At 42.6% G+C, this 25,743-nt stretch carries 26 protein-coding genes, 2 tRNA genes and 1 rRNA gene; 4 read left to right on the top strand and 25 right to left on the bottom strand.

The window, feature by feature from the left end; all coding sequences use genetic code 11:
* The 10 genes from DPF90_RS19960 to DPF90_RS19920 all read right to left on the bottom strand — a co-directional run bounded on the left by DPF90_RS19960 (position 1) and on the right by DPF90_RS19920 (position 8,747).
* Positions 1 to 969 carry a type II secretion system F family protein gene (locus tag DPF90_RS19960; RefSeq protein WP_114788045.1) on the bottom strand — a complete coding sequence of 323 codons (969 nt, stop codon included), beginning with the start codon at positions 967 to 969 and terminating at the stop codon, positions 1 to 3.
* An 11-nt stretch (positions 970 to 980) separates the two neighbouring features.
* The gene (locus DPF90_RS19955; RefSeq protein ID WP_114788044.1) at positions 981 to 2,450 is read right to left on the bottom strand and encodes a TadA family conjugal transfer-associated ATPase; all 1,470 of its coding nucleotides are present in this window, start codon (positions 2,448 to 2,450) and stop codon (positions 981 to 983) included.
* Positions 2,451 to 2,476: 26 nt separating this feature from the next.
* Positions 2,477 to 3,700, bottom strand: a complete 1,224-nt coding sequence (locus DPF90_RS19950) for a CpaE/TadZ family protein (protein ID WP_114788043.1) — start codon at positions 3,698 to 3,700, stop codon at positions 2,477 to 2,479.
* A gap of 246 nt (positions 3,701 to 3,946) precedes the next feature.
* Positions 3,947 to 4,216: a hypothetical protein gene (locus DPF90_RS19945; RefSeq protein ID WP_114788053.1), complete on the bottom strand. Its 270-nt coding sequence runs from the start codon at positions 4,214 to 4,216 to the stop codon at positions 3,947 to 3,949.
* A gap of 11 nt (positions 4,217 to 4,227) precedes the next feature.
* Positions 4,228 to 5,691 carry a type II and III secretion system protein family protein gene (locus tag DPF90_RS19940; RefSeq protein ID WP_114788042.1) on the bottom strand — a complete coding sequence of 488 codons (1,464 nt, stop codon included), beginning with the start codon at positions 5,689 to 5,691 and terminating at the stop codon, positions 4,228 to 4,230.
* Positions 5,692 to 5,699: 8 nt separating this feature from the next.
* A complete protein-coding gene (gene cpaB, locus DPF90_RS19935; RefSeq protein ID WP_114788041.1) occupies positions 5,700 to 6,443 on the bottom strand; it encodes a Flp pilus assembly protein CpaB in 744 nt (247 codons plus the stop codon).
* Complete coding sequence (locus DPF90_RS19930) at positions 6,440 to 7,786, bottom strand: AAA family ATPase (protein ID WP_114788052.1); 1,347 nt, start codon at positions 7,784 to 7,786, stop codon at positions 6,440 to 6,442. Before DPF90_RS19930 ends, cpaB begins: the two co-directional genes overlap by 4 nt.
* Before the next feature lie 14 nt (positions 7,787 to 7,800).
* The gene (locus tag DPF90_RS19925; protein ID WP_114788040.1) at positions 7,801 to 8,325 is read right to left on the bottom strand and encodes an A24 family peptidase; all 525 of its coding nucleotides are present in this window, start codon (positions 8,323 to 8,325) and stop codon (positions 7,801 to 7,803) included.
* Between the two features lie 28 nt (positions 8,326 to 8,353).
* Entirely contained in the window at positions 8,354 to 8,509 is a 156-nt protein-coding gene (locus tag DPF90_RS20395; RefSeq protein WP_202408462.1) for a Flp family type IVb pilin, read from the bottom strand.
* A gap of 73 nt (positions 8,510 to 8,582) precedes the next feature.
* Positions 8,583 to 8,747: a Flp family type IVb pilin gene (locus DPF90_RS19920; protein WP_114788039.1), complete on the bottom strand. Its 165-nt coding sequence runs from the start codon at positions 8,745 to 8,747 to the stop codon at positions 8,583 to 8,585.
* Positions 8,748 to 9,219: 472 nt separating this feature from the next.
* Here DPF90_RS19920 and DPF90_RS19915 point away from each other — a divergent pair, with 472 nt between their 5' ends.
* The 3 genes from DPF90_RS19915 to DPF90_RS19905 all read left to right on the top strand — a co-directional run bounded on the left by DPF90_RS19915 (position 9,220) and on the right by DPF90_RS19905 (position 12,764).
* Entirely contained in the window at positions 9,220 to 9,957 is a 738-nt protein-coding gene (locus tag DPF90_RS19915) for a helix-turn-helix domain-containing protein (RefSeq protein WP_114788038.1), read from the top strand.
* A 122-nt stretch (positions 9,958 to 10,079) separates the two neighbouring features.
* Complete coding sequence (locus DPF90_RS19910) at positions 10,080 to 11,765, top strand: AMP-binding protein (protein WP_114788037.1); 1,686 nt, start codon at positions 10,080 to 10,082, stop codon at positions 11,763 to 11,765.
* Between the two features lie 105 nt (positions 11,766 to 11,870).
* On the top strand, positions 11,871 to 12,764 hold the full coding sequence (locus tag DPF90_RS19905) for a LysR substrate-binding domain-containing protein (RefSeq protein WP_114788036.1): 894 nt from the start codon (positions 11,871 to 11,873) through the stop codon (positions 12,762 to 12,764).
* A gap of 75 nt (positions 12,765 to 12,839) precedes the next feature.
* Here DPF90_RS19905 and fusA read toward each other — a convergent pair whose 3' ends face one another.
* The 12 genes from fusA to trmJ form a co-directional block, all read right to left on the bottom strand.
* Positions 12,840 to 14,927 carry an elongation factor G gene (gene fusA / locus DPF90_RS19900; RefSeq protein WP_114788035.1) on the bottom strand — a complete coding sequence of 696 codons (2,088 nt, stop codon included), beginning with the start codon at positions 14,925 to 14,927 and terminating at the stop codon, positions 12,840 to 12,842.
* A gap of 393 nt (positions 14,928 to 15,320) precedes the next feature.
* A complete protein-coding gene (gene ndk, locus DPF90_RS19895) occupies positions 15,321 to 15,749 on the bottom strand; it encodes a nucleoside-diphosphate kinase (RefSeq protein WP_114788034.1) in 429 nt (142 codons plus the stop codon).
* 49 nt (positions 15,750 to 15,798) lie between these two features.
* Positions 15,799 to 17,097, bottom strand: a complete 1,299-nt coding sequence (gene pepB / locus DPF90_RS19890) for an aminopeptidase PepB (RefSeq protein ID WP_114788033.1) — start codon at positions 17,095 to 17,097, stop codon at positions 15,799 to 15,801.
* A gap of 163 nt (positions 17,098 to 17,260) precedes the next feature.
* Positions 17,261 to 17,455, bottom strand: coding sequence for a Fe-S cluster assembly protein IscX (gene iscX / locus DPF90_RS19885; RefSeq protein WP_114788032.1), 195 nt, complete (start codon positions 17,453 to 17,455; stop codon positions 17,261 to 17,263).
* Positions 17,456 to 17,502: 47 nt separating this feature from the next.
* A complete protein-coding gene (fdx, locus tag DPF90_RS19880) occupies positions 17,503 to 17,841 on the bottom strand; it encodes an ISC system 2Fe-2S type ferredoxin (protein ID WP_114788031.1) in 339 nt (112 codons plus the stop codon).
* Positions 17,842 to 17,852: 11 nt separating this feature from the next.
* Positions 17,853 to 19,706, bottom strand: coding sequence for a Fe-S protein assembly chaperone HscA (gene hscA, locus DPF90_RS19875; protein WP_114788030.1), 1,854 nt, complete (start codon positions 19,704 to 19,706; stop codon positions 17,853 to 17,855).
* Positions 19,707 to 19,725: 19 nt separating this feature from the next.
* Positions 19,726 to 20,241 carry a co-chaperone HscB gene (gene hscB, locus DPF90_RS19870; protein ID WP_114788029.1) on the bottom strand — a complete coding sequence of 172 codons (516 nt, stop codon included), beginning with the start codon at positions 20,239 to 20,241 and terminating at the stop codon, positions 19,726 to 19,728.
* A gap of 47 nt (positions 20,242 to 20,288) precedes the next feature.
* Positions 20,289 to 20,612: an iron-sulfur cluster assembly protein IscA gene (gene iscA / locus DPF90_RS19865; protein WP_114788028.1), complete on the bottom strand. Its 324-nt coding sequence runs from the start codon at positions 20,610 to 20,612 to the stop codon at positions 20,289 to 20,291.
* A gap of 76 nt (positions 20,613 to 20,688) precedes the next feature.
* Positions 20,689 to 21,069 carry a Fe-S cluster assembly scaffold IscU gene (iscU, locus tag DPF90_RS19860; RefSeq protein WP_114788027.1) on the bottom strand — a complete coding sequence of 127 codons (381 nt, stop codon included), beginning with the start codon at positions 21,067 to 21,069 and terminating at the stop codon, positions 20,689 to 20,691.
* A 51-nt stretch (positions 21,070 to 21,120) separates the two neighbouring features.
* Positions 21,121 to 22,335 carry an IscS subfamily cysteine desulfurase gene (locus tag DPF90_RS19855; protein WP_114788026.1) on the bottom strand — a complete coding sequence of 405 codons (1,215 nt, stop codon included), beginning with the start codon at positions 22,333 to 22,335 and terminating at the stop codon, positions 21,121 to 21,123.
* Between the two features lie 30 nt (positions 22,336 to 22,365).
* A complete protein-coding gene (gene iscR / locus DPF90_RS19850) occupies positions 22,366 to 22,872 on the bottom strand; it encodes a Fe-S cluster assembly transcriptional regulator IscR (RefSeq protein ID WP_114788025.1) in 507 nt (168 codons plus the stop codon).
* A 118-nt stretch (positions 22,873 to 22,990) separates the two neighbouring features.
* Complete coding sequence (gene trmJ, locus DPF90_RS19845) at positions 22,991 to 23,713, bottom strand: tRNA (cytosine(32)/uridine(32)-2'-O)-methyltransferase TrmJ (RefSeq protein WP_114788024.1); 723 nt, start codon at positions 23,711 to 23,713, stop codon at positions 22,991 to 22,993.
* A 169-nt stretch (positions 23,714 to 23,882) separates the two neighbouring features.
* Here trmJ and suhB point away from each other — a divergent pair, with 169 nt between their 5' ends.
* Complete coding sequence (gene suhB / locus DPF90_RS19840; protein ID WP_114788023.1) at positions 23,883 to 24,686, top strand: inositol-1-monophosphatase; 804 nt, start codon at positions 23,883 to 23,885, stop codon at positions 24,684 to 24,686.
* A gap of 563 nt (positions 24,687 to 25,249) precedes the next feature.
* On the opposite strand, the gene DPF90_RS19835 is transcribed toward suhB, so the two are convergent.
* From DPF90_RS19835 to rrf, 3 genes are all read right to left on the bottom strand, one after another.
* Positions 25,250 to 25,326 (bottom strand) — tRNA-Trp (locus DPF90_RS19835).
* A 45-nt stretch (positions 25,327 to 25,371) separates the two neighbouring features.
* Positions 25,372 to 25,448: transfer RNA gene (locus DPF90_RS19830), tRNA-Asp, on the bottom strand.
* 32 nt (positions 25,449 to 25,480) lie between these two features.
* Positions 25,481 to 25,596: ribosomal RNA gene (gene rrf, locus DPF90_RS19825) — 5S ribosomal RNA — on the bottom strand.
* Positions 25,597 to 25,743: the final 147 nt, after the last annotated feature.

Below are 25,743 nucleotides of genomic sequence, written 5' to 3'. Positions count from 1 at the left end.
TCAAACCTCAAAGCTAATTATTCTTCGTATCCACATTGAACCGACAAATAGACTCACGATTCCACCGCTCACTAAAGTCATACCTCTCGGATCCGTATACAGAGGTCTAACATAATCTGGATTAATCAGACTGAGGAAAACAAACAAAACAAATGGCGACAGGATAAGTATCCAAGCTGATAAGCGACTTTCGGCTGATAGTGTTTTGATCTTTCTTTGTAATTTAAATCTAGATCTCAACACTTTTGAAACATTTTCTAAATTTTCAGCCAAGTTTCCCCCCGTTTCTTTTTGCAGTAACACCGCACTAGAGAAAGCTAACATGGAAACCGTGGGCGTTCTCTCTGCCATCTGCATAATCGCCATTCGCATGTCGTATCCATAATTGAGCAGATTAAATGTGTTTTTAAACTCAACACCAATCGGTGCAGGCATCTCAACACCCACCTCATTAAAAGCCTGAGTAACCGGCTGGCCCGCTTGAAGCATCCGCTTCATAATGTCTAAGGCTTCGGGTAACTGCTCTTCAAATGCTGACAGTCGATCCGAAATCCTTTTGTTCAACCAAAAATATAAAAAGCCCCATACTCCTACTATTGAAACTAAGCCAACATAGAGGGGCTGGCCTATCAGCAAAACAACAAATAAAGCACAGACAGACAAAATGGATGTGAATATCAAGGTTTGAGACAGACTCCAGTCGTATCCCGACAATTCAATCATCTTTTTCAGTGAAGATAGCAACTCTACTTTGACTAGCTTTCTATCGGTTGGTGTCAAACTTTTAAGGTAGTGCTCTTGAAGTAAGGAGCGCGCCTCTTCATCCAACTTCGACTGCGATTCTTTTAAACGTTCCGACAGCTCTTTGTGTTTTGCCTTACTCCCAGCGGCAGGAAGTATCAGAGCCTGTGAGATAAAAACAACCGAAAAAAAGAGTAAAATAATAAACAATGTCGAGTCTTGCAACATGTCTATTCTCCCTATGAAAATGATTCATTGAAGATATCAAATGGTAAACGCAGACCTTTTTTGGCTAACTGATCATGGCACTGCGGTACGATTCCCGTAGCCACAAAGTGACCAATAACATTTCCCTCATCATCCATACCTTTGCGATGAAATTTAAAAATTTCAGACATGGTGATAATTTCTCCTTCCATGCCATTGATTTCACAAATACTCACCATACGACGTTTACCATCTTCTTGGCGCTCCATCTGCACCACCAAGTGAATCGCGGATGCAATTTGAGAACGTAAGTTTTTAGCCGACATATTCCACCCTGCCATGGCGAACATGTTTTCAACCCGAGACAGCGCATCTCTAGGCGTATTAGCGTGAATCGTCGCCAAAGAACCATCATGGCCAGTATTCATAGCGGCTAACATATCCACCGCTTCCGCGCCACGAACTTCACCAAGGACAATACGGTCAGGGCGCATACGCAGAGCATTTTTTACCAAGTCTCGCTGAGTAATCTCACCTTTGCCTTCAAGATTTGCTGGCCTTGTTTCTAATCGAACCACATGGGGTTGTTGCAGTTGTAATTCAGCTGAGTCTTCTATGGTCACAATCCTGTCATCGGAAGGGATAAAGTTAGAAAAAATATTCAGTGTGGTGGTTTTTCCAGAACCGGTGCCGCCCGATATCAACACATTCATCGCACCGGTTACCGCAGCCTCAACAAACTTTGCCATTTCAGGAGAAAGTGAGTTGAAGTTAAGCAGGTTATCCATATTGAGCTTCTCAACCGCAAATCGGCGTATCGACACTGAAGAGCCATCGAGAGCCAAAGGGGGGATTATCGCATTAACACGAGATCCATCAGCCAAGCGAGCATCTACCATAGGGGAAGCCTCATCTATTCTTCGTCCAACTTGACTGACAATCCTATCTAAAATATTGCGTAGATGCCGTTCATCAAGAAACGTATACGGCGTAAGTTCAAGTTTACCGCGCCGCTCTACAAAGACATGTTTAGGACCATTGACTAATATATCCGAGACAGAAGAATCATTAAGCAAAGGTTCCAAAGGCCCTAACCCAAACACTTCATCTTCAATTTGCTGGATAACATGTTTACGCCCTTCAGCTCCTAGGGCATGGGTCTTATCTTCTGCCATGAGCTGTACTATTGCATCATGAAGCTCTTTTTTGGCTCGGTCCAACTCAAAACTCGCCAAAAGTCCCAAGTCTAAGGTCTCCAGTAATCTTTGATGGTAATAGTGTTTTACAGATAACTCTTGCTCAAGTTGCTTCTTCGCTTCTTCAACCGCATGTTCTTTAGCTTCTGCTTCAAGTCGTCTGCGCTCTTGTAATGAATCTGGCTCGGTCTCACGAGTATCTGCACCACCTTCGTCATGGAAACTGATTTGAACAGTCTGCTGTTCTTCCATTTCAGCGACTTTTTGCTGAAGATCGGTATTAATGTTCTTTCGCTTAAAAAGCATAGCCAGTCCTTTTCAACGTATAATTTTTAAGAAAACAGCTTTTTAAACCAATTGTTATGATTGTCTTGCTCTGGCAACAGCGAAGCAGCCAATTTTTTTACTGACTTGGCTATCGAACTATTTTTCTTTGAGTGCATATAGGGCCGACCCAAATTTGCACTTTCCAAAGCCACTTTAAAATCATTAGGTATGGTGTGTACTTGAACATGCCCTACGGTGTCCTCTACATCTTTTAACTTAATAGATTGGCGTTTTTCGTAGCGATTAATCACCACTTCCATGTGCTCTTTGGAGACACCATACTCAAATGTCATTAACTTCATTAATTGTGTGGTATTTTTAATTGCGACGAGATTTTGCTGTGTAATCAAGAATATTTTAGTTGCGGGAGATACGACTGACGAAAAAATTCGATCAAGTCCACGTGACATGTCGACGATAACATAGGGATATCGCTCCCTTAACACAGGAATAAGTTTGTTCATGCTCTGCGATTTTTCAAAGTTTTCCGCACTATTATCCCTTTTAAAACCTATGGTATGAAGGCCCGATTCGTGCTTTGTGACAAGGCTGCCTAAGGATACATCATCAAGATCTGCAACATTGGTAACAGCGTCAGCTAAGCCATATGTTCCATTAACATTCAAATAATCCTCCACAACGCCAAATTGCATATCTAAATCAAGGAGAAGAACTTCATTGGGGTAATGTTTGGCGAGGGTAATAGCTGTATTTACTGCAATCATAGTCGCACCTGCCCCTCCCTTAGTATTCATGAAAATCAATAACTCACCCAACTGCCGACTGGCTACTTTATCTTCAGCGACACCTTTTAAAAGTGGCGCTAGTTCATCCAGTTCAGCCTGATCAGAGATAAAATCAGCAGCTCCAATCCTTAGAGCGATTTTTAAAGCCCCATTATCGTTTTCATTTCCGAATACAATAAGGGAAGCGTCATACCCACTATCATGAGATTCTGGCGCTTCATACTGCTGGAGATCCACAATTTTTTGAGCCCAATTCGGTCCGGTTTCAACGAAAATAAGATCTGGCTGGGCGAAGTGGGCAAGGTTACTGACAATAAGGCCATGAAATGAAATCATTTCAAAGCTCACCCCCTGACACTTATTAAGTTCTTGACTAATGTGCAGTTTAAAAGTGTCGGATGAGTAAAATATCCATACAACCAAACTAGTTTTTAACCGTATTGGACACTCGCCGCTTGATGATAACTTGACTGCTTCTCCCATGAGTATTCTCCTAGCAATTAAAATTCAACTTTGGATTAATTGCTTCCCTATTTAGTTATTATCGTTTTACCAATCTCAACTTCACGACTAAGACCATTTAAAGACCACGCCAAAAAGAACGCTCTTCATTTTTGACTATTTACGCAGAAACCACGTTACGAATGAAATCGACTCTTTGGTCTCAAGCTCGTTATCCTTTGCAGGTCTGTTGAAAGGACTAAACTTAAAACACTTGGTTAAACAGACTTATTTATTTTTTTTATCTCGGACGAACTGACTTTCTGTTCCTTTCAGCTCCATATCCTGCTTGCCGGTATATACTTGGTTCACCCCTTCCATTCTTTCTCCACTTCCTTCTGGAATAATAGCCATGTTTTCTCTTGTTGCACTTAAGTTGTAGGTCTGCTCTGACCTAAGTTTGACCACATGGGCACCCAGCTCTTCAGCTCTGTTTACACACCCTGTCAGCAGCCACGATAAACAAAGAGGTACTAATATTACATGTTTTGTTTTCATCATTTTCGCCCCTACAAACTGTGTCCAAAAGTACCTTCAGTGCCACCCTTAGAGTTATTCAAAAAACGAGCTTCATCTACCTTATTCATTTGGTGGGGACTTTCAGGTGCAATATAGGCACCGCGCCCCAACAGATAGTATTCAAAATCAGATGGCTCAATAAAGGAATCTGTTGGTAATGACACCTTGTTTCGATTCACTGGCTTAGCAAGCCTCGGCGTAACTAAAATAACAAGCTCAGTTTCGTTGGAGGTATAATCTTGGCTATTAAACAATTGCCCCAAGATCGGGATATCACTAAAACCGGGCATTTCTCCGACCACATCTCTAACATTTTCACTAAGCAGCCCCGCGATACCAATAGTTTGACCATCCGCCATCTCAAGGGTAGAAGAAGCACTTCGTTTAGTGATTGGCGGAATAGTATAAGTAGTATTGGTTGCGTTTGGCGTTAGAGTCAGTGAAGAAGTATTTGCGATTTCACTGACATCTATAGCAAGGTTGAGGTTGATTTTTTTATCACTTAAGACGGTGGGAATAAACTTCAGCCCGACACCATATTCTTTGTACTCTATGGTAATCCCATCTTCATCTGGTACTGGAATAGGGAACTCACCACCAGCTAAAAACTCAGCCTTTGCTCCACTTAGCGCCGTGAGATTAGGCTCAGCTAATACCTTGGCGGTTCCATTTTGTTTAGCTAGGTCTAAAGCAAAAGAAAACAAGGTATTACTGTCGATAAAGGAACCTAATAAGCCTGTGCTATCTACAGACGGTGCGGTAAAAGTCGGTATCACGGACGTCGACGTTGTCGGTAACGAAGCACCTGTAGATGTGCCTCCCCACGAAACGTTGCCATTTTGCTGGAAAAAGTGGAAATTTGCATCGAATTTTCGCACTAAACTTCGTTGAACCTCTGCCACCGTAACTTCTAACATGACTTGCTGCGCCCCCCCGATCGACATGAGGTTAATGACTCCGGTTTTGTTTGTCTGTTCGCTTAGAGACGTCTTGTCCTCGTCAGCCTCTTCACCAACGGAATAAGTTTCAGCTACCCGCAACGCAACGTTCATCGCAGACTGGCTGCTTATCTGGCCACTTAGAATCAATCTATTTTGAGCACTATGAACGTTAATTTCTTCATCAGGAAGAAACTCATAAAGTTTTGACTTTAAACTATTTAAATCGTGTGTAACTTCAATATTGATCGATTCAATCAAACGCCCTCGGCTATCCCACGCCATCAGGTTAGTGGAACCAAGTTTTTTACCTATGAGGAATACTTCATCCGACTTGAGCATGACAATATCCAAAACTTCAGGATCACCAAGTGATACTCGTTTGGCTTTCCCGGCTAAAGTAACATGGGTTGATTTATGATGGGGAACTAACACGGCTTTGCCAGACCGGGTCGCTGCAACAGCGCTTTGCCAATAAAAGCAAAATAATGAAATAATAATGATTAAACATCGCATATTTGACCTCAATCCTTGACTCTTATATTGCGAGACTCTGTCCCCTTAATGACCGTAACACTAGGAGCAACATAACGCTTAACGACCCTTTCTTCCTCATGAGGGTTACGTAAGGCAAGCTGTATTTCTCCTTTACTCTGTGCAGATAAAAGCTTCTCTGCCTCTCTGGGTGACACTTCCAACGTCACCGCACGCACTATGATAGGCTTGTTTTCTTTGGTTTTAGCCGTCTGGTCCACCGCTAATACCTTAATTTCTTTTAAGACGGTTACTGTGGTCGCAGATGTCGAGCTGTATTTTATGGTATTGAGCACGTCTACTTTATTACCGGGTAAAAGAAAGCCAGCCACACCGATAACATCATTAACTCGGATCGTGACCGCTCGCTTATTTTCTGGGATCAAAGAGGCGAGTGTTGAACCTTCTCCGGGCGCAGTGAGATGATTTATCGTTACTATGCTCCCAGGAAATATGTTAATCGCGGCGACCTCTCCGACTAGAGCTTCGACCGATGTGTATTGGTTTTCATCTCGCCAAGCTTTCTCAAGAAGCTTACTGGTAAGATGTTGACTCTCAATTATGGTACCCGCTAAGATATCCTGCGCAGCGACGATTACTGGCTCACGTTCAACAACTTCAACCTCAGTTTGAGGCTGTAGCTGTCTGTCCATCCATTGTTTTGCAAAAAAAACCGCACCCAAGCCGAAGGCAATCGACAATAAAAAAAGTAACATTACTTGGTTTCTGCTCATCGAGCGCCTCCTCCCTTACCGTCTGCCGTAAAATAGACTTCCCATGCCCGTCTCAAGATTTTCGAGGTGATAACGGGTTCTTCCTCTTCAAAAATGATGATATCTCTGCTTATTCCTACTATGTCTTTTGGTATGCATGGGTAATACCCTGTAGCTGTGTTGCGGTGCAATTCCAATACTTGCTTGAAGCTATCGTCAGTCAGTCCCACCTTCTTAGAATGGGCTATAGATTCCCATAAGTCACGATACTCTGCTTCTTCCAACGGGCCGAATTGTATCTTGTAACCCAAACGACGAAGAAAAGCCGGATCACTAATTTTTTCAGGGTCTAAATTGGTTGAGAATGCGAGAGTGAGAATAAACGGAATACTAATTTGCTGCCCGTTTGGCAGATTCAAATAGTCATAAAAGTATTCCATGGGGACGATCCAACGATTAAGTAACGTATCCACTGGCATGGGCTGGCGTCCTAAATCATCGATGATAAAAATACCATTGTTAGCCATCATTTGAAGTGGAGCCATCCATACCTTGTTGTGTTCACTATGGTTAACTTCGAGCATATCCATCGTCAATTCACCACCTACTTGGATACTTGGACGCTCACACAATGCCCAACGACGATCATGATGTTCTTTGAAAGTAATGGTTTGCTCATTGTTGTCATCAATTCTTTTGTGGTGTTGAGGTGAAAACACTTTTATGATGTTCCCGGCAGCAAAGACCGCGTATGGAATGTAAACGGAAGTATTTAGTGAGTTCAGTAGTTTAGTCGCTACGAATGTTTTACCTGATCCAGCACCACCATATAGCAACAAAGCGCGCCCTGAATTAATGGCTGGCCCCAATACACCTATCATTCGCTGCGCACCTAATACATCGCTCAACGCATATTCAACATCAGCTCTATTGACCATTTGTGCTCTGACATCTTGCTCTTTGACCATTTCACAATACGCTGACAGAGAGACAGGAACAGGCCCCAAGTAAGCGTCTTTCAAGAAAGCTGTATCGGCTTCTTGAACTCCAGCCTCCGACAATCCATAGCGGACATGGCCGGCAGTTTGAGATGAAAAAGAGCCAGCTGACGCCTGAAATACCTCCACTAGAGATTTAGCTCGCAAAGCCACCAGAATGTCTTCAATCAAGTGGCTATTGACAGCAAGTAGCTTGGTTAACTGAAGAATATCGGACTTAGGATAGGCAGCGAGGTGCTTCACTACCAAATTTTCAACTACAACTCTCGGTATTCCAAGTCCTTCGAAAGTCGTCGGTACTGTGGGCTCTTTTGCCTGTGGGGTAAGCTTTGTCCTGTGATGTGCTTTCTCTGATACTTGAACCATAGTGACTACTCCCGTCATTGATTCAAAAAGTAAAAATAAGCGGCGACTCCTAACACAACCACAGGTGCAAAAGGCATTCTATAAGACGCTCCACTCGTTGATTTATATCTTTCTATCACGGCCGAAGTCGGATAATTGTGCAGCGCAACTAAGGAATATTTTTGTAATAACTCTTTGGTTTTTTCTGGTGCTTCAGCCATCCTTAAAAACGCAAAAAACAGCCCGATAACAACGCTGAACAACGCAATCCAAAAAACCGCATATGTGATATGTTCGGGGCCTAACCAAAAACCTATCGCTCCGAGAAGCTTCACATCTCCGGGAGCCATAACCTTCAAAAAATACAAACCTAACGAGACAAAAAAACAAGTTGTCCCAACCATCCCAGACCAAATTACCACCGAAAAATCTTGCAGAATGAAAACCTTGTCTGCCAATGCCAACAGGATGACCATAAGCACACCAATGTTGGGAATACGGTGTTCTTTTGCATCAGACACGGCGATTGCGAACAAGACGATCCATATAGTTAAGTTCATAGACACGCTCCTATTGGGCGCTGCGTACTTAACTAAATATAGACGCGAATTGAGCAGTAAGTGTATCTCTAAACGTGGCAATTAAACCAACAAAACCAGCGACTATGAGTCCTGCTGCAACTGTATACTCCACGACCGCTAAGCCATCCTCATCTAAAGAAAAGCGTTTAATGTTTTCGATCATCTTTAATCCAACGTCAAAACTAAAATACCCGCTGTCACTAGCGGGTATTCTTGGCTCTTCGAAAATTACCGTCTTAGCCAAATATGCCAGTCAACTGACCCTCAAGCGTTCCGCTAAACGTAGTAAAGATGCCCGTTAGACCAGCAACTACTAAACCAGCCCCTACCACATATTCAACCACAGATAGGCCTTCTTCGTCTTTCAGAAACTCTTTGATATTGTTTAGAGCATTGTTCATGTTCAGTCTCCTTTATAAGAACACATTAAGCGCGATCGCTTATCCTAAAGCTAGCTAATGACAAAATGGTTAGTTAGGATTATTTTGACTATCGTATGTACTTTTTTGCTAGTATTGAAAAAGGTTTTGTAAGAGTTCAACAAGAAATAAAGGGTTAATAAGCACCAATTTTAAAAATAAAAAATATCTAATTTTTTATAAGTAATGGTTTAAAAAGAAAACTAAAAATATCCATTAGCAACCAAAGACTTTTATCCATCTGTTTCATTTTTGAAACTTGACAAGAAGACCCTCAAAAAAACGAGACCTTAGTTCAGAAAATAAAAATGTAAAGTGATCCTGGTTGCACCGATAAATACTCTTTAGCTCGCTTTTCGACGATGCCCATGCAATCCTTCTTGGTTGTCATTATCCCTTACTCGCCTAATCTGTATCTTAGTAAGTGTTCTTTTCATACGGAGCATAAAAATCAGTGGATATATTACATAAAGGATACTGGCTAGGAAAATCAACAAGTTACGTGAGAAAAGATACGCTTCGTGAAATGGAAGATTACTTTCAACTGGCAGACTTTGGCCACGATGTTTCTGTGTTAAGCGAAACTGGCATATATTTCTGCTTTTTCTTTTATGAGGCTAACTTTGATTCATTATTCATCACCACAACCAAACTATGCCGTAATCTCGGTAAGAAATTAGTCGTTATTTATAAGGACTGCCTGTCTCCGGAAATTAAAGATTTAGACGTTGTGTTTGCAACCCTAGATCTGAGCAGTAACTCGACTTACTCGACAATAAGAAAGCTTAGCCATGATATAGACTACTCCTTTCATCAGCATCAAGAAGTGCTGAGCACTCATGGATTAAACGATAATTCAGTTCAACAAGAATTAAGTCAGGAGTTACTAGAGGTTTTACGTTATATAGATGGTAATTTATCAGGTAAAATTAGAGAAGAAGATATTGCAGACTATTGCCACTATTCAGTCACCTATTTCTCAAAGTTATTTCATAAGTCTATTGGCGTTTGCTTTCGTGATTACGTAACACTGAAAAGAATAGCCCTAGCGAAGAAATTACTCGCTGAAAATAAGAGGGAAAAAATATCATTTGTTGCTTTTCAATGTGGGTACAACGACGTCTCATACTTTTCTCGAATATTCAAAAAGAAAACCGGCTACAGTCCAGCAATCTATCGACAAATGCATTAGTTTTTACACTCTGGTCACAAGTTCTCTTCTCAACTTATCGCTTTCATAATCCCCCATGTTAAAATTAACACGCTGTTAACAATAACAACGACAAAACTTTGCTAATAACATGGAGTTAGAAAATGATTCAGCCTAACGAGTTACGCAAAAGCACTTGTACTCTTCCACCACCGAATGAAATGATACTTCACTGGGCAGAGGAGCGCCCCAATGAAGTGTATTTAAAGCAAATTATTAACCGTCAGTTTGTCGAGTTCACTTATGCAGAAGTTGCCGACAAAGCATTAAAACTCGTTTCTGCTTTGCAAGCGCTTGGTATACAGCCTCGCGACAAAATAGCACTCATATCAAAAAACTGTGCAGAATGGTTTATCTGTGATCTTGCTATGATGCTCGGTGACTTTGTCAGCGTACCTATATTTCCTACCGCTGGTTCAGAAACCATAGAATACTGTATTACTCATAGTGAGTGTAAAGCACTGATTGGTGGCAAACTCGATGATACTGCGGCAACTCAACAAATTATTGATAAGATGCCTGATTTGGTTAGCCTGTCTCTTCCATACGATACGGCACCAACCTGCCAACACACTTTTAGTGAATTAATCAAATCTGCGGAACCAAGTGATTATCGAGCAGTTCATCAAGACGATAAACTGATGTCGCTTGTATATACATCAGGTACTTCAGGGTTACCAAAGGGCGCAATGCTCACTTATGGGGCGTTTAATTGGTCAGTAGAGCAGCTTATTAACCACATCGGCATAGAGCCAAATGACAGACTTTTTTCTTATCTTCCTCTCGCCCATATCACTGAGAGGGTCTACATATTCGGGTGTTCTATTGTCGGGGGGGTATCAACTGCTTTTCCAGAGTCGCTCGATACCTTTATCGAAGATGTGAAAATGCACAGACCAACACTATTTATCTCTGTACCTCGACTTTGGACTGTGTTTCAACAGAGAATTCAAGACAAATTGCCGCAGAAAAAGCTCAATATTCTGCTCAAAATACCATTTTTAAACTCTCTTATTAAAAGGAAACTGGCTGATGGCCTTGGGCTAGATCAAGCCCGTGTATTAGGTTGTGGCTCGGCGCCCGTATCACCAGCTTTGCTCGAGTGGTATCACAGTTTAGGTCTTCATATCACCGAAGCTTGGGGCATGACAGAATCTTTTGCATACAGCACCATCAACTATCCATTTCGCGCAGATAAAATAGGCAGTGTTGGTAACGCAGGTCCCGGAATTGAGTTAAAAATAGCCGAAGATGAAGAGATATTAGTTCGCAGTGAAGGGATGTTCTCTGGTTATTATAAAAATGACATCGCTACACAAGAATCTTTTAATTCAGAGGGCTGGCTACATACTGGAGATATCGGAACGGTTGACAGTGAGGGTTATCTGACAATCCAAGGACGTAAAAAAGATACCTTTAAAACCTCTAAAGGCAAATTTGTTGCGCCTGTACCTATTGAGAAAAAACTGTTTGAATATAGTCGAGTTGAAATGATGTGCCTGATTGGCCTAGGTTTACCTTCACCGATACTTTTAGCCGTTCCTCATGATTTCCCTAATTTCGACAGAGAGCGGTACGAAAGGACAACCAAAAAAGTCATTGCGAAGATGAATGAGTCTCTAGAATCACACGAACAAATTAAAGGCGTGTTAATGATTAAAGAGCCTTGGAGTATTGAAAATGGTATTTTAACGCCAACTCTTAAAATAAAGCGTCATATCCTTGAGCAAATGTATCATGAAGTGGGACAAAATTGGCCCAAAGATAAACTTGTGGTTTGGGAAGAGTAAGTTCACGGTTCAAATAAGTTAACCATGGTAAAGGAGGGCACAAGCTCTCCTTTTGCTTTTTAATAGAAAAGATTACTATAACAAAAATACTAATAAAGAGAGCCTATGGACGCACGCTTACATCACCTTTCAGGCCTTAGATACTTTGAGGTTGCAGCCAGATTAAGCAGTTATAGTAAAGCTGCAGAAGAACTATTTGTCAGTCAAGCAGCTGTAAGCCAAAAGATTCGCCAGCTTGAAGATGGACTAGGCTGTAAACTCTTTATGCGAGACGGCCGAGAAATGCGTCTCACTGAACAAGGAAAAATCTTATATCGGCATGTCTCTCAAGGGTTTGAGAGTATCGTCACTGGATTAAATCAGATTCAAAGTGAACCGATTGAAGGGCTACTTTGTGTCAGTTCGACTCCCTCATTTGCATCATGTTGGCTTTTACCCAAACTTTGGCAGTTTTCCTCTCTGCACCCCAACATCCCAATTAGGATTGAAACAAGCTGTGATGAACCCAAACTAAAACAAGGTGAGGTTGATCTGGCAATATGGCAAGGTGAAGAGCTTGCAAATACAACTGGGCTCCATAAAGAATTTTTATTCGAGGATCCTATCTATCCCTTTTGTTCTCCCCATTTAGCAAACAACATGGGCTTATCGAGACCAGAGCAACTGCTTAACACTTGGCTAATACATTACCAATCTGGGGGATACCCATGGCAAACTTGGTTTGCAGAAGCGGGAGTAAAAATGGACAAAGAGTCAGTACAATGGACAGAAGTGCGTACCTTTGATCATGCAATGAATGCAGTGATTGCTGGTCACGGTGCTTGTCTTGCCTCAGATTCATTGGCCAATGATTTAGTCAGTCGCGGACTACTAATCAAGCCTTTTGAAATCGCTATGCATCCGGGGATTCAATTTAATGTCTTTTATGATCAAGAATCACCGCGACTAAAACGTATTCTCGCTTTTACTCAGTGGCTGCAGAGAGTTATCGAAGAGTAACGATCAACTCTGTATCGTCAAATAAAAAAACCCGTAACAAAAGTTACGGGTTTTTATCACATAAAACGATAAGAATTACTTCTTAGCTTCACGCTCTTTAACTTCTGCGATAACTTGCTCAGCAACGTTAGCTGGACAAGGTGCATAGTGTGCAAATTCCATAGAGAACTGACCACGACCAGAAGTGATAGTACGTAAGTGACCAATGTAACCAAACATTTCTGATAGAGGTACGTCAGCTTTAATACGAACGCCTGTAGTACCAGCTTGCTGGTCTTTGATCATACCACGACGACGGTTAAGGTCACCGATTACATCACCAACGTTGTCTTCTGGAGTGAAAACATCAACATTCATGATTGGCTCTAGAAGCTGAGCCCCCGCTTTTGGCATTGACTGACGGAATGCGCCTTTCGCCGCGATTTCGTAAGCAATAGCTGAAGAGTCAACTGCGTGGAAACCACCGTCGAATAGTTCAACTTCAACATCTAGTGTTGGGAAACCAGCAAGAACACCTGTTTCCATCATGCTGCCGAAGCCTTTCTCTACTGCAGGCCAGAACTCTTTAGGTACGTTACCACCAACAACTGATGATGAGAACGTAAAGCCAGAGTTTGCTTCACCTGGTTTGATACGGTAGTCAATTTTCGCGAACTGACCAGAACCACCAGACTGTTTCTTGTGCGTGTAACTGTCTTCAACTGGCTGAGTGATAGTTTCACGGTAAGCTACCTGAGGAGCACCTACTTCTAGCTCAACGCCGTAAGTACGCTTAAGGATATCTACCTTAATGTCTAGGTGAAGTTCACCCATACCTTTAAGGATAGTTTCACCTGAATCTTCATCAGTCTCTACTTGGAATGATGGATCTTCTGCAACCATCTTACCAATAGCGATACCCATTTTCTCAGTAGAACCTTTATCTTTAGGTGCAACTGCGATTGAGATTACTGGTTCTGGGAAGATCATCGCTTCAAGCGTACATTCATGCTTAGGATCACATAGAGTGTGACCAGTTTGAACATTCTTCATGCCCACAACTGCGATAATGTCACCTGCTTGTGCTTCCGTCAGCTCGTTACGCTCATCAGCTTGCATCTCACACATACGACCGATACGTTCAGTCTTGCCAGTTGCAGAGTTAAGGATAGTGTCACCCTTCTTCATACGACCAGAGTAGATACGGACAAAGGTTAGAGCGCCGAAGCGGTCATCCATGATTTTGAATGCTAGTGCTTTTAGTGGCTCATCAGCAGATACTGTAGCAACTTCACCAGTAGGCTCACCTGTTTCAGGATCAGTTAGAGGCTGAGGATCAACTTCTGTTGGTGCTGGCAGGTAGTCTACAACTGCGTCAAGAACAAGCTGAACACCTTTGTTTTTAAATGCAGAACCACAGAAAGTTGGGAAGAATGCTAGATCGCGAGTACCTTTACGGATACAAGCTTTTAGCTGTTCGATAGAAGGCTCTTCACCTTCCATGTACGCTTCCATTAGTTCGTCGTCTTGCTCTACAGCAGTTTCAACTAGCTCTTCACGGTATTGCTCTACATCGTCAACCATATCAGCTGGGATATCTTGAACTTCGTAGTTTTCTGGAAGACCTGAGTCATCCCACACGTATGCTTTACGTGTTAGAACATCTACAACACCAACGAAATCGTCTTCACGACCGATAGGCAGAGTCATTACTAGAGGGTTAGCACCCAGCACGTTTTTGACTTGGTCAACAACGCGGAAGAAGTCTGCACCCATACGGTCTAGTTTGTTCACGAAGATCAAACGAGATACTTCTGAATCGTTCGCGTAACGCCAGTTAGTCTCTGACTGAGGCTCAACACCACCAGAACCACAGAATACACCGATACCACCGTCTAGAACTTTAAGTGAACGATATACTTCTACTGTAAAGTCAACGTGTCCCGGAGTATCGATAACGTTCAGGCGGTGGCCGTTCCACTCACAAGTAACGGCAGCAGACTGGATTGTGATACCACGCTCAGCTTCCTGCTCCATGAAGTCAGTTGTAGACTCACCGTCGTGTACTTCACCAGTTTTGTGGATTTTACCAGTAAGCTTAAGGATACGCTCAGTGGTGGTAGTTTTACCCGCATCAACGTGCGCGAAAATACCAATGTTTCTGTACTTTGATAAATCTGCCATTGTCTTACTCTGTTAATAAGGTATAAATTGCGCGCAGAGTATATCACAATCTGTCAAGACTGATAGCTTTGCGTGCATGTGTGAATAAAAAAACTTATGTCGTGAAGACGATCACCTAATAGTACTACTTTCTTAAGGAAAAAAAATATAAGAGAAGAATACTTTTCAGTAAGTTAAGGTAATATTTAACTCAACTTAATATGCTGATTAAAAAATAAAATCAATACGGAGGTAAAGATTCTAACCTTATGATTTTCATAATATCAATAACAAGACTCATCAACTAAATTGATAAACCGTTTGTTAACCGCGATAAGATATCTACCTAGGCAAAAAGATGTGATAAAAGGTGCTACCAATGTCAGCAGCACCCATACTAGATATAGGAGTAAACTAACCGCGAGGGCAAATTTCAGCAGCGGGGAAGAAAAACTCTATTTCTCTGGCTGCCGATTCTGGACTATCTGAGCCATGTACCGAATTAAGACGCATATCTATGGCGTAGTCGGCACGAAGGGTGCCACAAGCAGCTTCTTCAGGATTGGTCTTACCCATCAGCTCACGATATCTGGCAATGACGTTTTCTCCCTCAAGAACCTGAACCATAATTGGCCCTGATATCATAAACTCTTTCAGTGGTGGAAAAAATGGCTTGCCTTCATGCTCAGCATAAAAACCACTAGCCTGCTCCTCAGTCAACTGCACCATTTTTGCTGCTACAATTTTAAATCCTGCTTTTTCAAAACGATTGTAGATTTCGCCAATCAAGTTACGTTCTACTGCATCAGGCTTGATGATAGAAAATGTTCTTTCTAGAGCCATAGATATACCTTTATAATATTTGCGATTGAGCGTTAAGACGCCACTAAAATTACTGATTTTCTTGCTGGATGAGTAAACCAGCTAAAGTACGTACGCCAACTCCAGTTGCCCCTGCAGCCCACATATCCGTTGCAGATTTACGGTACGTCGCTGCACAATCAAAGTGCAGCCATCCTTTATGATAATCTTCTACAAAGTAGGATAAGAACGCTGCTGCGGTACTCGCACCCGGTGCGTAATCTCCACTACTGATATTAGACAAGTCCGCAAAGCTTGACGGTAACATATCTCGGTGACAACTGGCCAGAGGAAGCGACCACAAGCCCTCTTTTTCTTCTCGAGCAACAGATAAAGCTTGCTGAGAAAGAGACTCATCGAAACTCATTAATGCATGATAGTCATTACCTAGTGCATTCTTGGCCGCTCCAGTTAAGGTTGCACAATCAATAATCAATTCAGGCTTATGTTCACTGGCATAAATCAAACCATCAGCCAACACTAAACGCCCTTCTGCGTCAGTATTCATAATCTCAACTGTCTTGCCATTTTTATAAGTAATAATATCACCGAGCTTTAGCGCTCTACCTGAAATCATATTTTCAGCACAGCAGAGAATAAGTTTTACCCGCTTGTTAAGACCGCGCATAATCGCCAGAGCAAATCCACCGGTAATAGTACCAGAGCCGCCCATGTCTGCTTTCATCGCCGTCATAAAGTTTGATGGCTTAATACTATAGCCACCAGAGTCAAAGGTGATCCCTTTACCAACTAAGCATGCCCAGACAGGCGCGTTCTCATCGCCAGTAGGGTTATAATCCAGCTGTAACATAGCCGATGTCCTCTCCGAACCACGCCCGACAGCATAGATACCTTCCCAACCTTCATCTAGCAAATCTTTGTCTTTTACAATACGGACTTTCACCGAACCTTCTGGTGCAACAGACTTAATAAATTCAGCCGCCATAGTCGCCAACTGTCTTGGGGCGACTTCCTCAGCCGGTTTATTGATGATATCGCGGGTAAATTCAGTCGCTTTAATCCGTGCTTCTAACTCGGCTTGAGCAGCGTCAACAAGTTCAGGCAAAATTAACGCATTGTTTTTCTTTGGATTACGATATCCCTGATGAAATACCCAAACTGTTTCTAAGTCCCAGCCTGCACCTTGGAGTAAAACCGATGCTATACCCTGAGAGTCTAGTTTTCGAGCAGCCCGCTGAACGACTTCTTGTTCATTACCTTGTCCTAAATGAATCGTTGCACCTTGTTCTGAAAAAGAAAGGATTGCTTTTTCTCCCCAATGGGCAGGCGCTGGTTCGGTACTCAAAAATACTGACATTTGTTCGGACATGGTTTCTCCTTGTCTTTATTACTGGCGAACTCTACGCCTATTTTCTCAACCTAGGGATGTTAGCATCTTAAAAGCTAAAAATGTTAGTTCGATAAAAAAACGGGCGATATCGCCCGTTTTTTTTAATCAGAAATGTTAACTTGAAAAGCTTTTACTCTTCTCTCTAGTCCATTTCATCCATCCAGCATAAGATCACTGCTTCTAGGATTTTTTCATTCGAGCGATTAGGTTCATCATCAAACTCATCTAACTCGGTGATCCATTTATGTAAGTCAGTAAATCGAACTGTTTTAGGATCAAGCTCCGGAAACTTATCACAAAGCTCTATCGCAATGTCCCGTGAATCCGTCCATTTCATTGCTCACTTTCCTTCTCATTTTTTGGTTAGTTTATAACACTCGTTTTTTAATGATCTTCAGAAGCGTGGTTGAGTGTATACTTAGGTATTTCTACAACAAGATCTTCATCAGCAACTTTAGCTTGGCAACCTAAACGTGATTCAGGCTCTAAACCCCATGCTTTATCTAGCATGTCATCTTCTAGCTCATCGCTCTCCTCAAGAGAATCAAAACCTTCACGGATCACCACATGGCATGTGGTGCAGGCACAAGATTTTTCACACGCGTGCTCAATGCCGATGCCATTTTTAAGTGCGACATCTAAAACTGTGTCACCTGTACTCGCTTCCAAAACCGCCCCTTCAGGACATAAATCTTCGTGCGGTAATACAATAATCTTAGGCATAACTGTTTCTCTTAAATATCATCTACTGATTGACCTGATAACGCAGATCGAATCGACTTATCCATACGGCGTGAAGCAAAATCTTGACTCGCCTTGTCAGCATCTTTAATGCCTTGTTCAATGGCATCAGCACTATCACCGTTACGAAGCTCAATTAAGGACTCAATAACCTTAACTAAGGTTGCTTTTTCGCTCTCCGACAGAAGATCATCACCATCAACTTGGATGGCGACCAACAATCCTTCAATCACTCGATCAGCTTCTACTCGCTGCTCAGCCAATGCGCGCGCTAACATATCTTCTTTAGCATAAGTCATAGAGTCACGCAGCATATTCGCCATTTCATCGTCACTCAAGCCATAAGAAGGTTTGACCTGAATTTCAGATTGAACCTTAGTGCTCTTCTCCATGGCATTCACAGAGAGTAAACCGTCAGCATCAACTTGGTAAGTGACTCGTATATGCGCTGCACCAGCTGCCATTGGAGGGATTCCTTTGAGAGAGAATCGAGCTAATGAGCGACAATCATCGACCATTTCTCGCTCTCCCTGCACAACATGCACACTCATCGCAGTCTGACCATCTTTAAATGTGGTGAACTCTTGCGCTCGCGCGACTGGAATAGTCGTGTTGCGTGGAATTATTTTCTCAACCAAGCCCCCCATAGTTTCAATACCAAGAGAAAGAGGTATTACATCCAAAAGCAACATCTCAGTATCCGGTTTATTACCCACTAAGATATCGGCCTGAATACCAGCACCTATGGCTACGACTTCATCAGGATTAATACTGGTTAATGGCGTACGTTGAAAAAACTCACCCACCATTTCACGAACTAGTATGGTTCTCGTAGAACCTCCAACCATGACAACTTCTAATACCTCTTCGACATCAACTTGCGCATCTTTTAACGCTCGGCGACAAGACATTAGAGTTTTTTTCACCAGAGGTTGCACCAAGGAATCAAACTCTTTTCTAGATACCTTCCCTGTCCAACCTAGAACCTCAATATCGACAGAATCTTTGTTGGATAATTCAATCTTAGTCTCAGTGGCAAGATTCAATATTGTTCTGTGCTGCTCTGGGGACAATGGCGCTTTAACACCAGCTTGTTCTAATAAATATTCCGCCAAGAGATGATCAAAATCATCCCCACCTAGTGCCGAGTCACCGCCTGTAGCAAGAACCTCAAACACACCTTTTGACAAACGGAGAATAGACACATCAAACGTACCGCCGCCAAGGTCATAAACAGCGATGATTCCTTCTTGTCCAGAATCGAGACCATAGGCAATCGCAGCTGCAGTGGGCTCATTTAATAGGCGTAGAACATTAAGACCAGCTAGCTTAGCCGCATCTTTTGTACCAGCACGCTGGGCATCATCAAAATAAGCTGGCACGGTAATAACAACTCCTGACAAGTCACCACCGAGTGTCTGCTCAGCGCGCTCAGATAACGATTTGAGAATATCAGCGGATACTTGAATTGGATTCTTGTCACCGGATGCCGTCTCGAAGACAGGTAGACCATTATCACTTTCTTTAAACTGATAAGGCAAATTAGGGTATCTAGCCTGAATATCTTGCAGTGACCGCCCAAGTAAACGCTTAACCGAAATCATGGTGTTTTCCGGAGCCGATTCAGCCTTTTGTTTCGCCTCATAACCAACAATAGGTTCTGCTTGAGAGTAGTTAACGATGGAGGGAAGAATACTCCTCCCCAATTCATCTTTTAACGTTGAAGCGTCACCACTGCGTACAGCAGCAACAAGCGAATTAGTCGTACCTAAATCAATACCTGCTGCTAGCTTATGCTCATGAGGTGCTGAACTTTGTCCAGGTTCGGCTATTTGGAGTAATGCCATGCTTGGTCCTTATCATTCACTAGCCGAGGAGTTTCTCTTCCACTAGCTCTATTTCATTTTTCAGTTTGGCGATAAACTTGATCTTACGCACAGTATCGGCCGCTTGAGTCCACTGGCCTGCGTTCAGTTCTAATTCGACAGCTTGAAGATATTGCTTATGGGTTTTACTCACTTCAGCATCAAAATCAAACAGCGCAGCCTCTGGTTCAGGTTGAGATGGGATATCTTCAAGCTTTTCTCGCAGCTCCATTTGTTCCATGAGAAACATTGGATCGCTCATCGTCTGCTGTTCATCACGAATATCAATCCCATTTTCGGCAAGAATATATTCTGCTCGAGAGAGCGGACTTTTAAGCACGTGATAAGCATCATTTATTTCTGATGCTTTTTGTACCGCCATCAAGCGATCGCGCTCAGATGCAGTAGCAAAATTATCCGGGTGAAAGCGTTTTTGTAGCTCACGAAACTGCGAAGAAAGAAGGCTACCATCCAGTTGAAACTGACTTGGTAGCCCGAATAGTTCAAAATAATTCATTAAGAGGTCGGTCCTTAAATAGCTCAGGGCCAAGTGGCACTCATCAGTTAGACGTTAAAGCTTTCACCACAGCCACATTCACCTTTGGCATTGGGGTTGTTAAATTCAAAACCTTCATTAAGCCCTTCCTTAACGTAGTCAAGCTCTGTGCCGTCAAGGTAAACTAAACTCTTTTTGTCGATAATGACTTTAACGCCTTGATGCTCAAACACTTCATCTTCTTCATTAAGCTGATCAACAAACTCGAGTACGTAAGCCATTCCAGAACAGCCTGTAGTCTTAACACCCAAACGCAAACCGACGCCTTTACCTCGGTTTTCTAGGAATGTTCTTACTCGACTTGCTGCCGTTTCTGTCATTGTGATGGCCATACTGCACCCTGCACCTTAATTAATTTGTTAACTCGTGAAATGGGGGCAAAGCCCCCCATTATATACAGACTGCTTATTATTGGTGTTTTTTCTTGTAATCAGCAACGGCTGCTTTAATTGCATCTTCCGCAAGAATTGAGCAGTGTACTTTTACCGGTGGAAGCTCAAGCTCTTCTGCAATTTCTGCATTTTTAATTTCTGCAGCTTCATCTATGCTTTTACCTTTGACCCACTCAGTAACAAGTGAACTTGACGCGATGGCACTGCCACAACCGTATGTTTTGAACTTGGCATCTTCAATAATGCCTTCTGGCGTTACTTTAATTTGTAACTTCATCACATCACCACAGGCTGGAGCTCCAACCATACCGCTGCCCACATTTGGATCTTCTTTATCAAAAGAACCAACATTTCTTGGGTTCTCGTAGTGATCAATTACTTTTTCGCTATATGCCATAATATTTTCCTCGAATCCTCTATAACAACTTTTGAAGCGTAACTTAACAAGTTAGTGGTGCGCCCACTCGACTGTGCTTAAATCCACTCCTTCCTTGTACATATCCCATAGAGGAGACATGTCGCGTAGCTTAGTCACTGCTAAACGGATTTGCTCAATCGCATAATCAACTTCCTCTTCGGTTGTGAAACGACCGAAAGAGAATCGAACTGAGCTATGCGCTAGTTCATCATCTAAGCCTAAAGCTCGTAGTACATATGAAGGTTCTAAACTGGCTGAAGTACACGCGCTGCCTGAAGAAACCGCAAGATCTTTCAGTGACATCAGTAAAGATTCACCTTCAACAAAAGCAAAACTTATATTCAAGTTATGAGGCACACGCTGTTCAAAAGAGCCATTCACAGTGACAGCTTCAAGGTCTTTTACACCTTCAAACAAGCGGTTACGAAGAGCCAATGCATGCTCATAGTCTTTCTGCATGTTTTCTTTAGCAATACGGAAAGCCTCGCCCATACCAACAATCTGATGAGTTGGCAAAGTACCAGAACGGAAACCACGTTCATGACCACCACCATGCATCTGAGCTTCTAAGCGAATACGTGGTTTGCGACGAACATACAAAGCGCCGATACCTTTAGGGCCATAGGCCTTGTGTGCCGATAACGAAATGAGGTCAACTTTCATTTCTTGCACATCGACTGGCAATCTGCCTGCCGATTGGGCGGCATCAACATGGAAAACGATTTTACGGCTACGACACAAATCGCCTATTGCCGCAATATCTTGAACAACTCCAATCTCATTATTTACATGCATTATAGAGACTAGAACAGTATCCTCGCGCATTGCTGCTTCAAGTTTCTTTAGGTCAATAATACCATCAGTTTCTGGCTCTAAATAAGTAACTTCAAAACCTTCGCGTTCCAATTGACGACATGGATCAAGAACAGCTTTGTGCTCTGTTTTGCAAGTGATAATATGCTTGCCCTTCTTAGAATAGAAGTGAGCAGCACCTTTGATCGCTAAGTTATCAGATTCAGTCGCACCAGAAGTGAAAACAATCTCTCGCGGATCTGCATTTAATAAATCTGCAATCTGTTCACGAGCAGTGTCTACGGCTTCTTCCGCCTGCCAGCCATATCTGTGTGAACGAGATGCTGGGTTACCAAACGTACCGTCCATAGTCATGTACTGAACCATTTTTTCAGCCACCCGAGGATCAACTGGGCATGTTGCTGAATAATCAAGATAAATAGGCAGTTTCATTCTCTACTCCAATGTAACAGGCAAACCGCTTTATGAGCGGAAATTTATACCGATGGGTGCGGTGTTAGAATTCTTTTTAGAAAACCCATGATTAGTCGCAAGATCAAGATCTTGTCGATCGGATACTTCTAGAACATCATTATCTGTCATCAGCTCACCGAGAGTGATGTTGTTTAAAAAATCACTGATTCTTGAGCTCAAATCGTGCCAAAGTGTATGAGTTAGGCAACGAGTTCCGCCTTGGCAATCACCTCGACCATGACACTTTGTCGCATCGACAGACTCATCTACTGCGGCAATAACCGTCCCTATTGCGATAGTGTTGGCATCAGTACCCAAACGATAGCCGCCTCCTGGTCCGCGAACACTAGCGACCAGCCCAGCTTTTCGTAGTTTGGAAAAGAGTTGTTCCAGATAAGAAAGTGAAATACCCTGGCGCTCTGAAATATCGGCCAGTGGTACGGGATTTTGTTGTGAGTGCAGAGCCACATCTAACATGGCTGTAACTGCGTATCTTCCTTTAGATGTAAGTCTCATATAACACCATATCCACATCGTTTATGTGTTATAAATTCTTTCATACCTGACTAAATTAGTCAAGTATTTAACCCAGTATTTTACTCAAGTATTAGTTGTAAAAATACTTGGGAAAGAATTAAGGCAGTTTTTTTTCCACTGCAGTTAAAATGCCACGTAAAATATTTAGCTCTTGAGCTTCAGGTCGAGCTCGAGTGAATAAACGACGCAGCTTATTCATCACTTTTCCGGGCTGCTTATCACTAATAAAATCAACGCCCTTTGCTACGCTCTCCAAATGCGAAAAGAACAACTCTAGCTCTTTATGCCTAGGAAATTCACATGTTTCAGCAGGTTGATAGACTGCTTTTTTATGATCTAAATACGCCATACGCACTTCATAGCTTAACGTCTGAACTGCCATAGCAAGATTAAGTGAGCTGTACTCAGGGTTGGCGGGAATACAAACATGAAAATGACAAGTTTGCAGCTCCTCGTTTGTTAAACCCGTCCTCTCTCGACCAAAAACCAATGCAGTAGGAGAAAGTGAAGCTTGTTCAATAAACTTTCTACCACATTCACGTGGCTCTAACATCGGCCACTCCAAAGTGCGTGAACGTGCGCTAGAACCGACAACCAGACTACAGTCCGAAATAGCTTCGGTGAGACAGCTAACAATTGATGCGCTCTCAAGTATATCAGTTGCACCTGATGACATTGACATTGCTTGCTGATCTATTTCACATTGAGGATCAACAAGAACTAGGTTAGACAAACCCATAACTTTCATAGCTCGAGCTGCAGAACCAATATTTCCTGAATGTGAGGTCCCAACAAGTACCACTTTGACATTATCTAACATTGGGTTTTCCCAGACCGTATATTTGGACCGCGCGATATTAACATATTCAGAGTTAAAAACATCACACCCTTTTGACTGATAGAACAAAAAACACCCACTTCCATTTGGCGAGTTATCTGGTATACTCCCGTCCGTTTTTCTGTTCTTTAAAATCCGTTGGGAAATTTGTATGCATCCTATGCTTAACATCGCTATTCGCGCAGCGCGAAAAGCAGGCAATCATATTGCTAAATCTTTAGAAAATGTCGATAAAATTGAGTCTACACAAAAAGGCATCAATGATTTTGTCACTAATATCGACAAAGAAGCAGAATCTATCGTTATTGATACCATCAGAGCCTCTTATCCAGATCACACAATTATCAGTGAAGAAGCTGGCTTACTAACGGGTAAAGACGACGAAGTTCAATGGATCATAGACCCTCTGGATGGAACAACAAACTTCATTAAAGGTTTCCCACATTTTTCTGTTTCAATCGCAGTACGTCTAAAAGGCAAAACGGAAGTTGCTTGTGTTTACGACCCTATGCTGAATGAACTATTTACTGCTCAACGTGGTTCTGGAGCTCAGCTAAATAGTGCCCGTATCCGTGTAAAACAAGTTAAAGATATGCAAGGTGCTGTTTTAGCAACAGGTTTCCCATTCAAGCAAAAGCAACATTCTGAATCCTACTTTAAGATTATGTCTGCCCTTTTTGTTGATTGCTCTGATTTCAGGCGCACAGGTTCTGCGGCTCTAGATTTATGCTACCTAGCAGCTGGGCGTGTTGACGGCTTCTTTGAGTTAGGTCTTAAACCTTGGGATATTGCGGCAGGAGAACTTATTGCACGCGAAGCAGGAGCAATAGTAACAGACTTTGCTGGCGGTACAGACTATATGAAGTCAGGTAACGTCGTCTCTTCAAGTGCTCGCGGTGTGAAAGGACTGCTAAAACATATCCGCGAAAACGGCAACGATGCCCTTTTAAAATAATTCAGCAATGATAGATACCTCTAGCCCACTCGATTGAGTGGGCTTTTTTATGCATGAAATAATAAAAGAATACTAAACGTATAAGTCTCCACTTCTGAGCAATATAACTGATGGCCAACAGAAAGATTTGAGCACCAAGCACACTCAGCTGAATCCGCTGCTGAGCGCTACAAAGTAAAAAAGCTCCAGTCTTATGACCAGAGCCTTCAATATGGCAGGGGTGGAGAGATTCGAACTCCCAACACGTGTATCCTTTAGGTATAAGCTGAATCCGCTGCTGGCGCTACAAAGTAAAAAGGCTCCAGTCTTTCGACCTGAGCCTTCATTATGACAGGAGTGGACAGATTCTAATATCCAACACGCGTATTCTTGGGGTATAAGCTGAATCCGCTGCTGAGCGCTACAAAGTAAAAAGGCTCCAGTCTTATGACTAGAGCCTCGTTATATGGCAGGGGTGGAGAGATTCGAACTCCAAACACGCGTATTCTTTGGGTATAAGCTGAATCCGCTGCTGAGCGCTACAAAGTAAAAAGCTCCAGTCTTATGACTAGAGCCTCGTTATATGGCAGGGGTGGAGAGATTCGAACTCCCAACACGCGGATTTGGAATCCGCTGCTCTGCCAATTGGAGCTACACCCCTGTAGATATCTGACAAAACCTCGCATTAGCGAGGTTTCTAAATAAGTGGCGGAGCGGACGGGACTCGAACCCGCGACCCCCGGCGTGACAGGCCGGTATTCTAACCAACTGAACTACCGCTCCGCACTGGTTAGACTCTTGAGTCTAAATATAAAGCCTGGCGATGTCCTACTCTCACATGGGGAAGCCCCACACTACCATCGGCGCTATTGCGTTTCACTACTGAGTTCGGCATGGAATCAGGTGGGTCCACAATGCTATGGTCGCCAAGCAAAATTTGTTAATTCGGAAAGCTGTTTCTTCGTTCTTACACATTCAATGTTCTAGTTGAGTCCACAACAAAACCCTTTGGGTGTTGTATGGTTAAGCCTCACGGGCAATTAGTACAGGTTAGCTCAACGCCTCACAACGCTTACAC

This window comes from Vibrio tetraodonis (assembly GCF_003350295.1).
GTDB lineage: Bacteria > Pseudomonadota > Gammaproteobacteria > Enterobacterales > Vibrionaceae > Vibrio > Vibrio tetraodonis.
The sequence above is the reverse complement of the archived record's forward strand: the minus strand, read 5'-3'. Positions and strand labels throughout refer to the sequence as shown.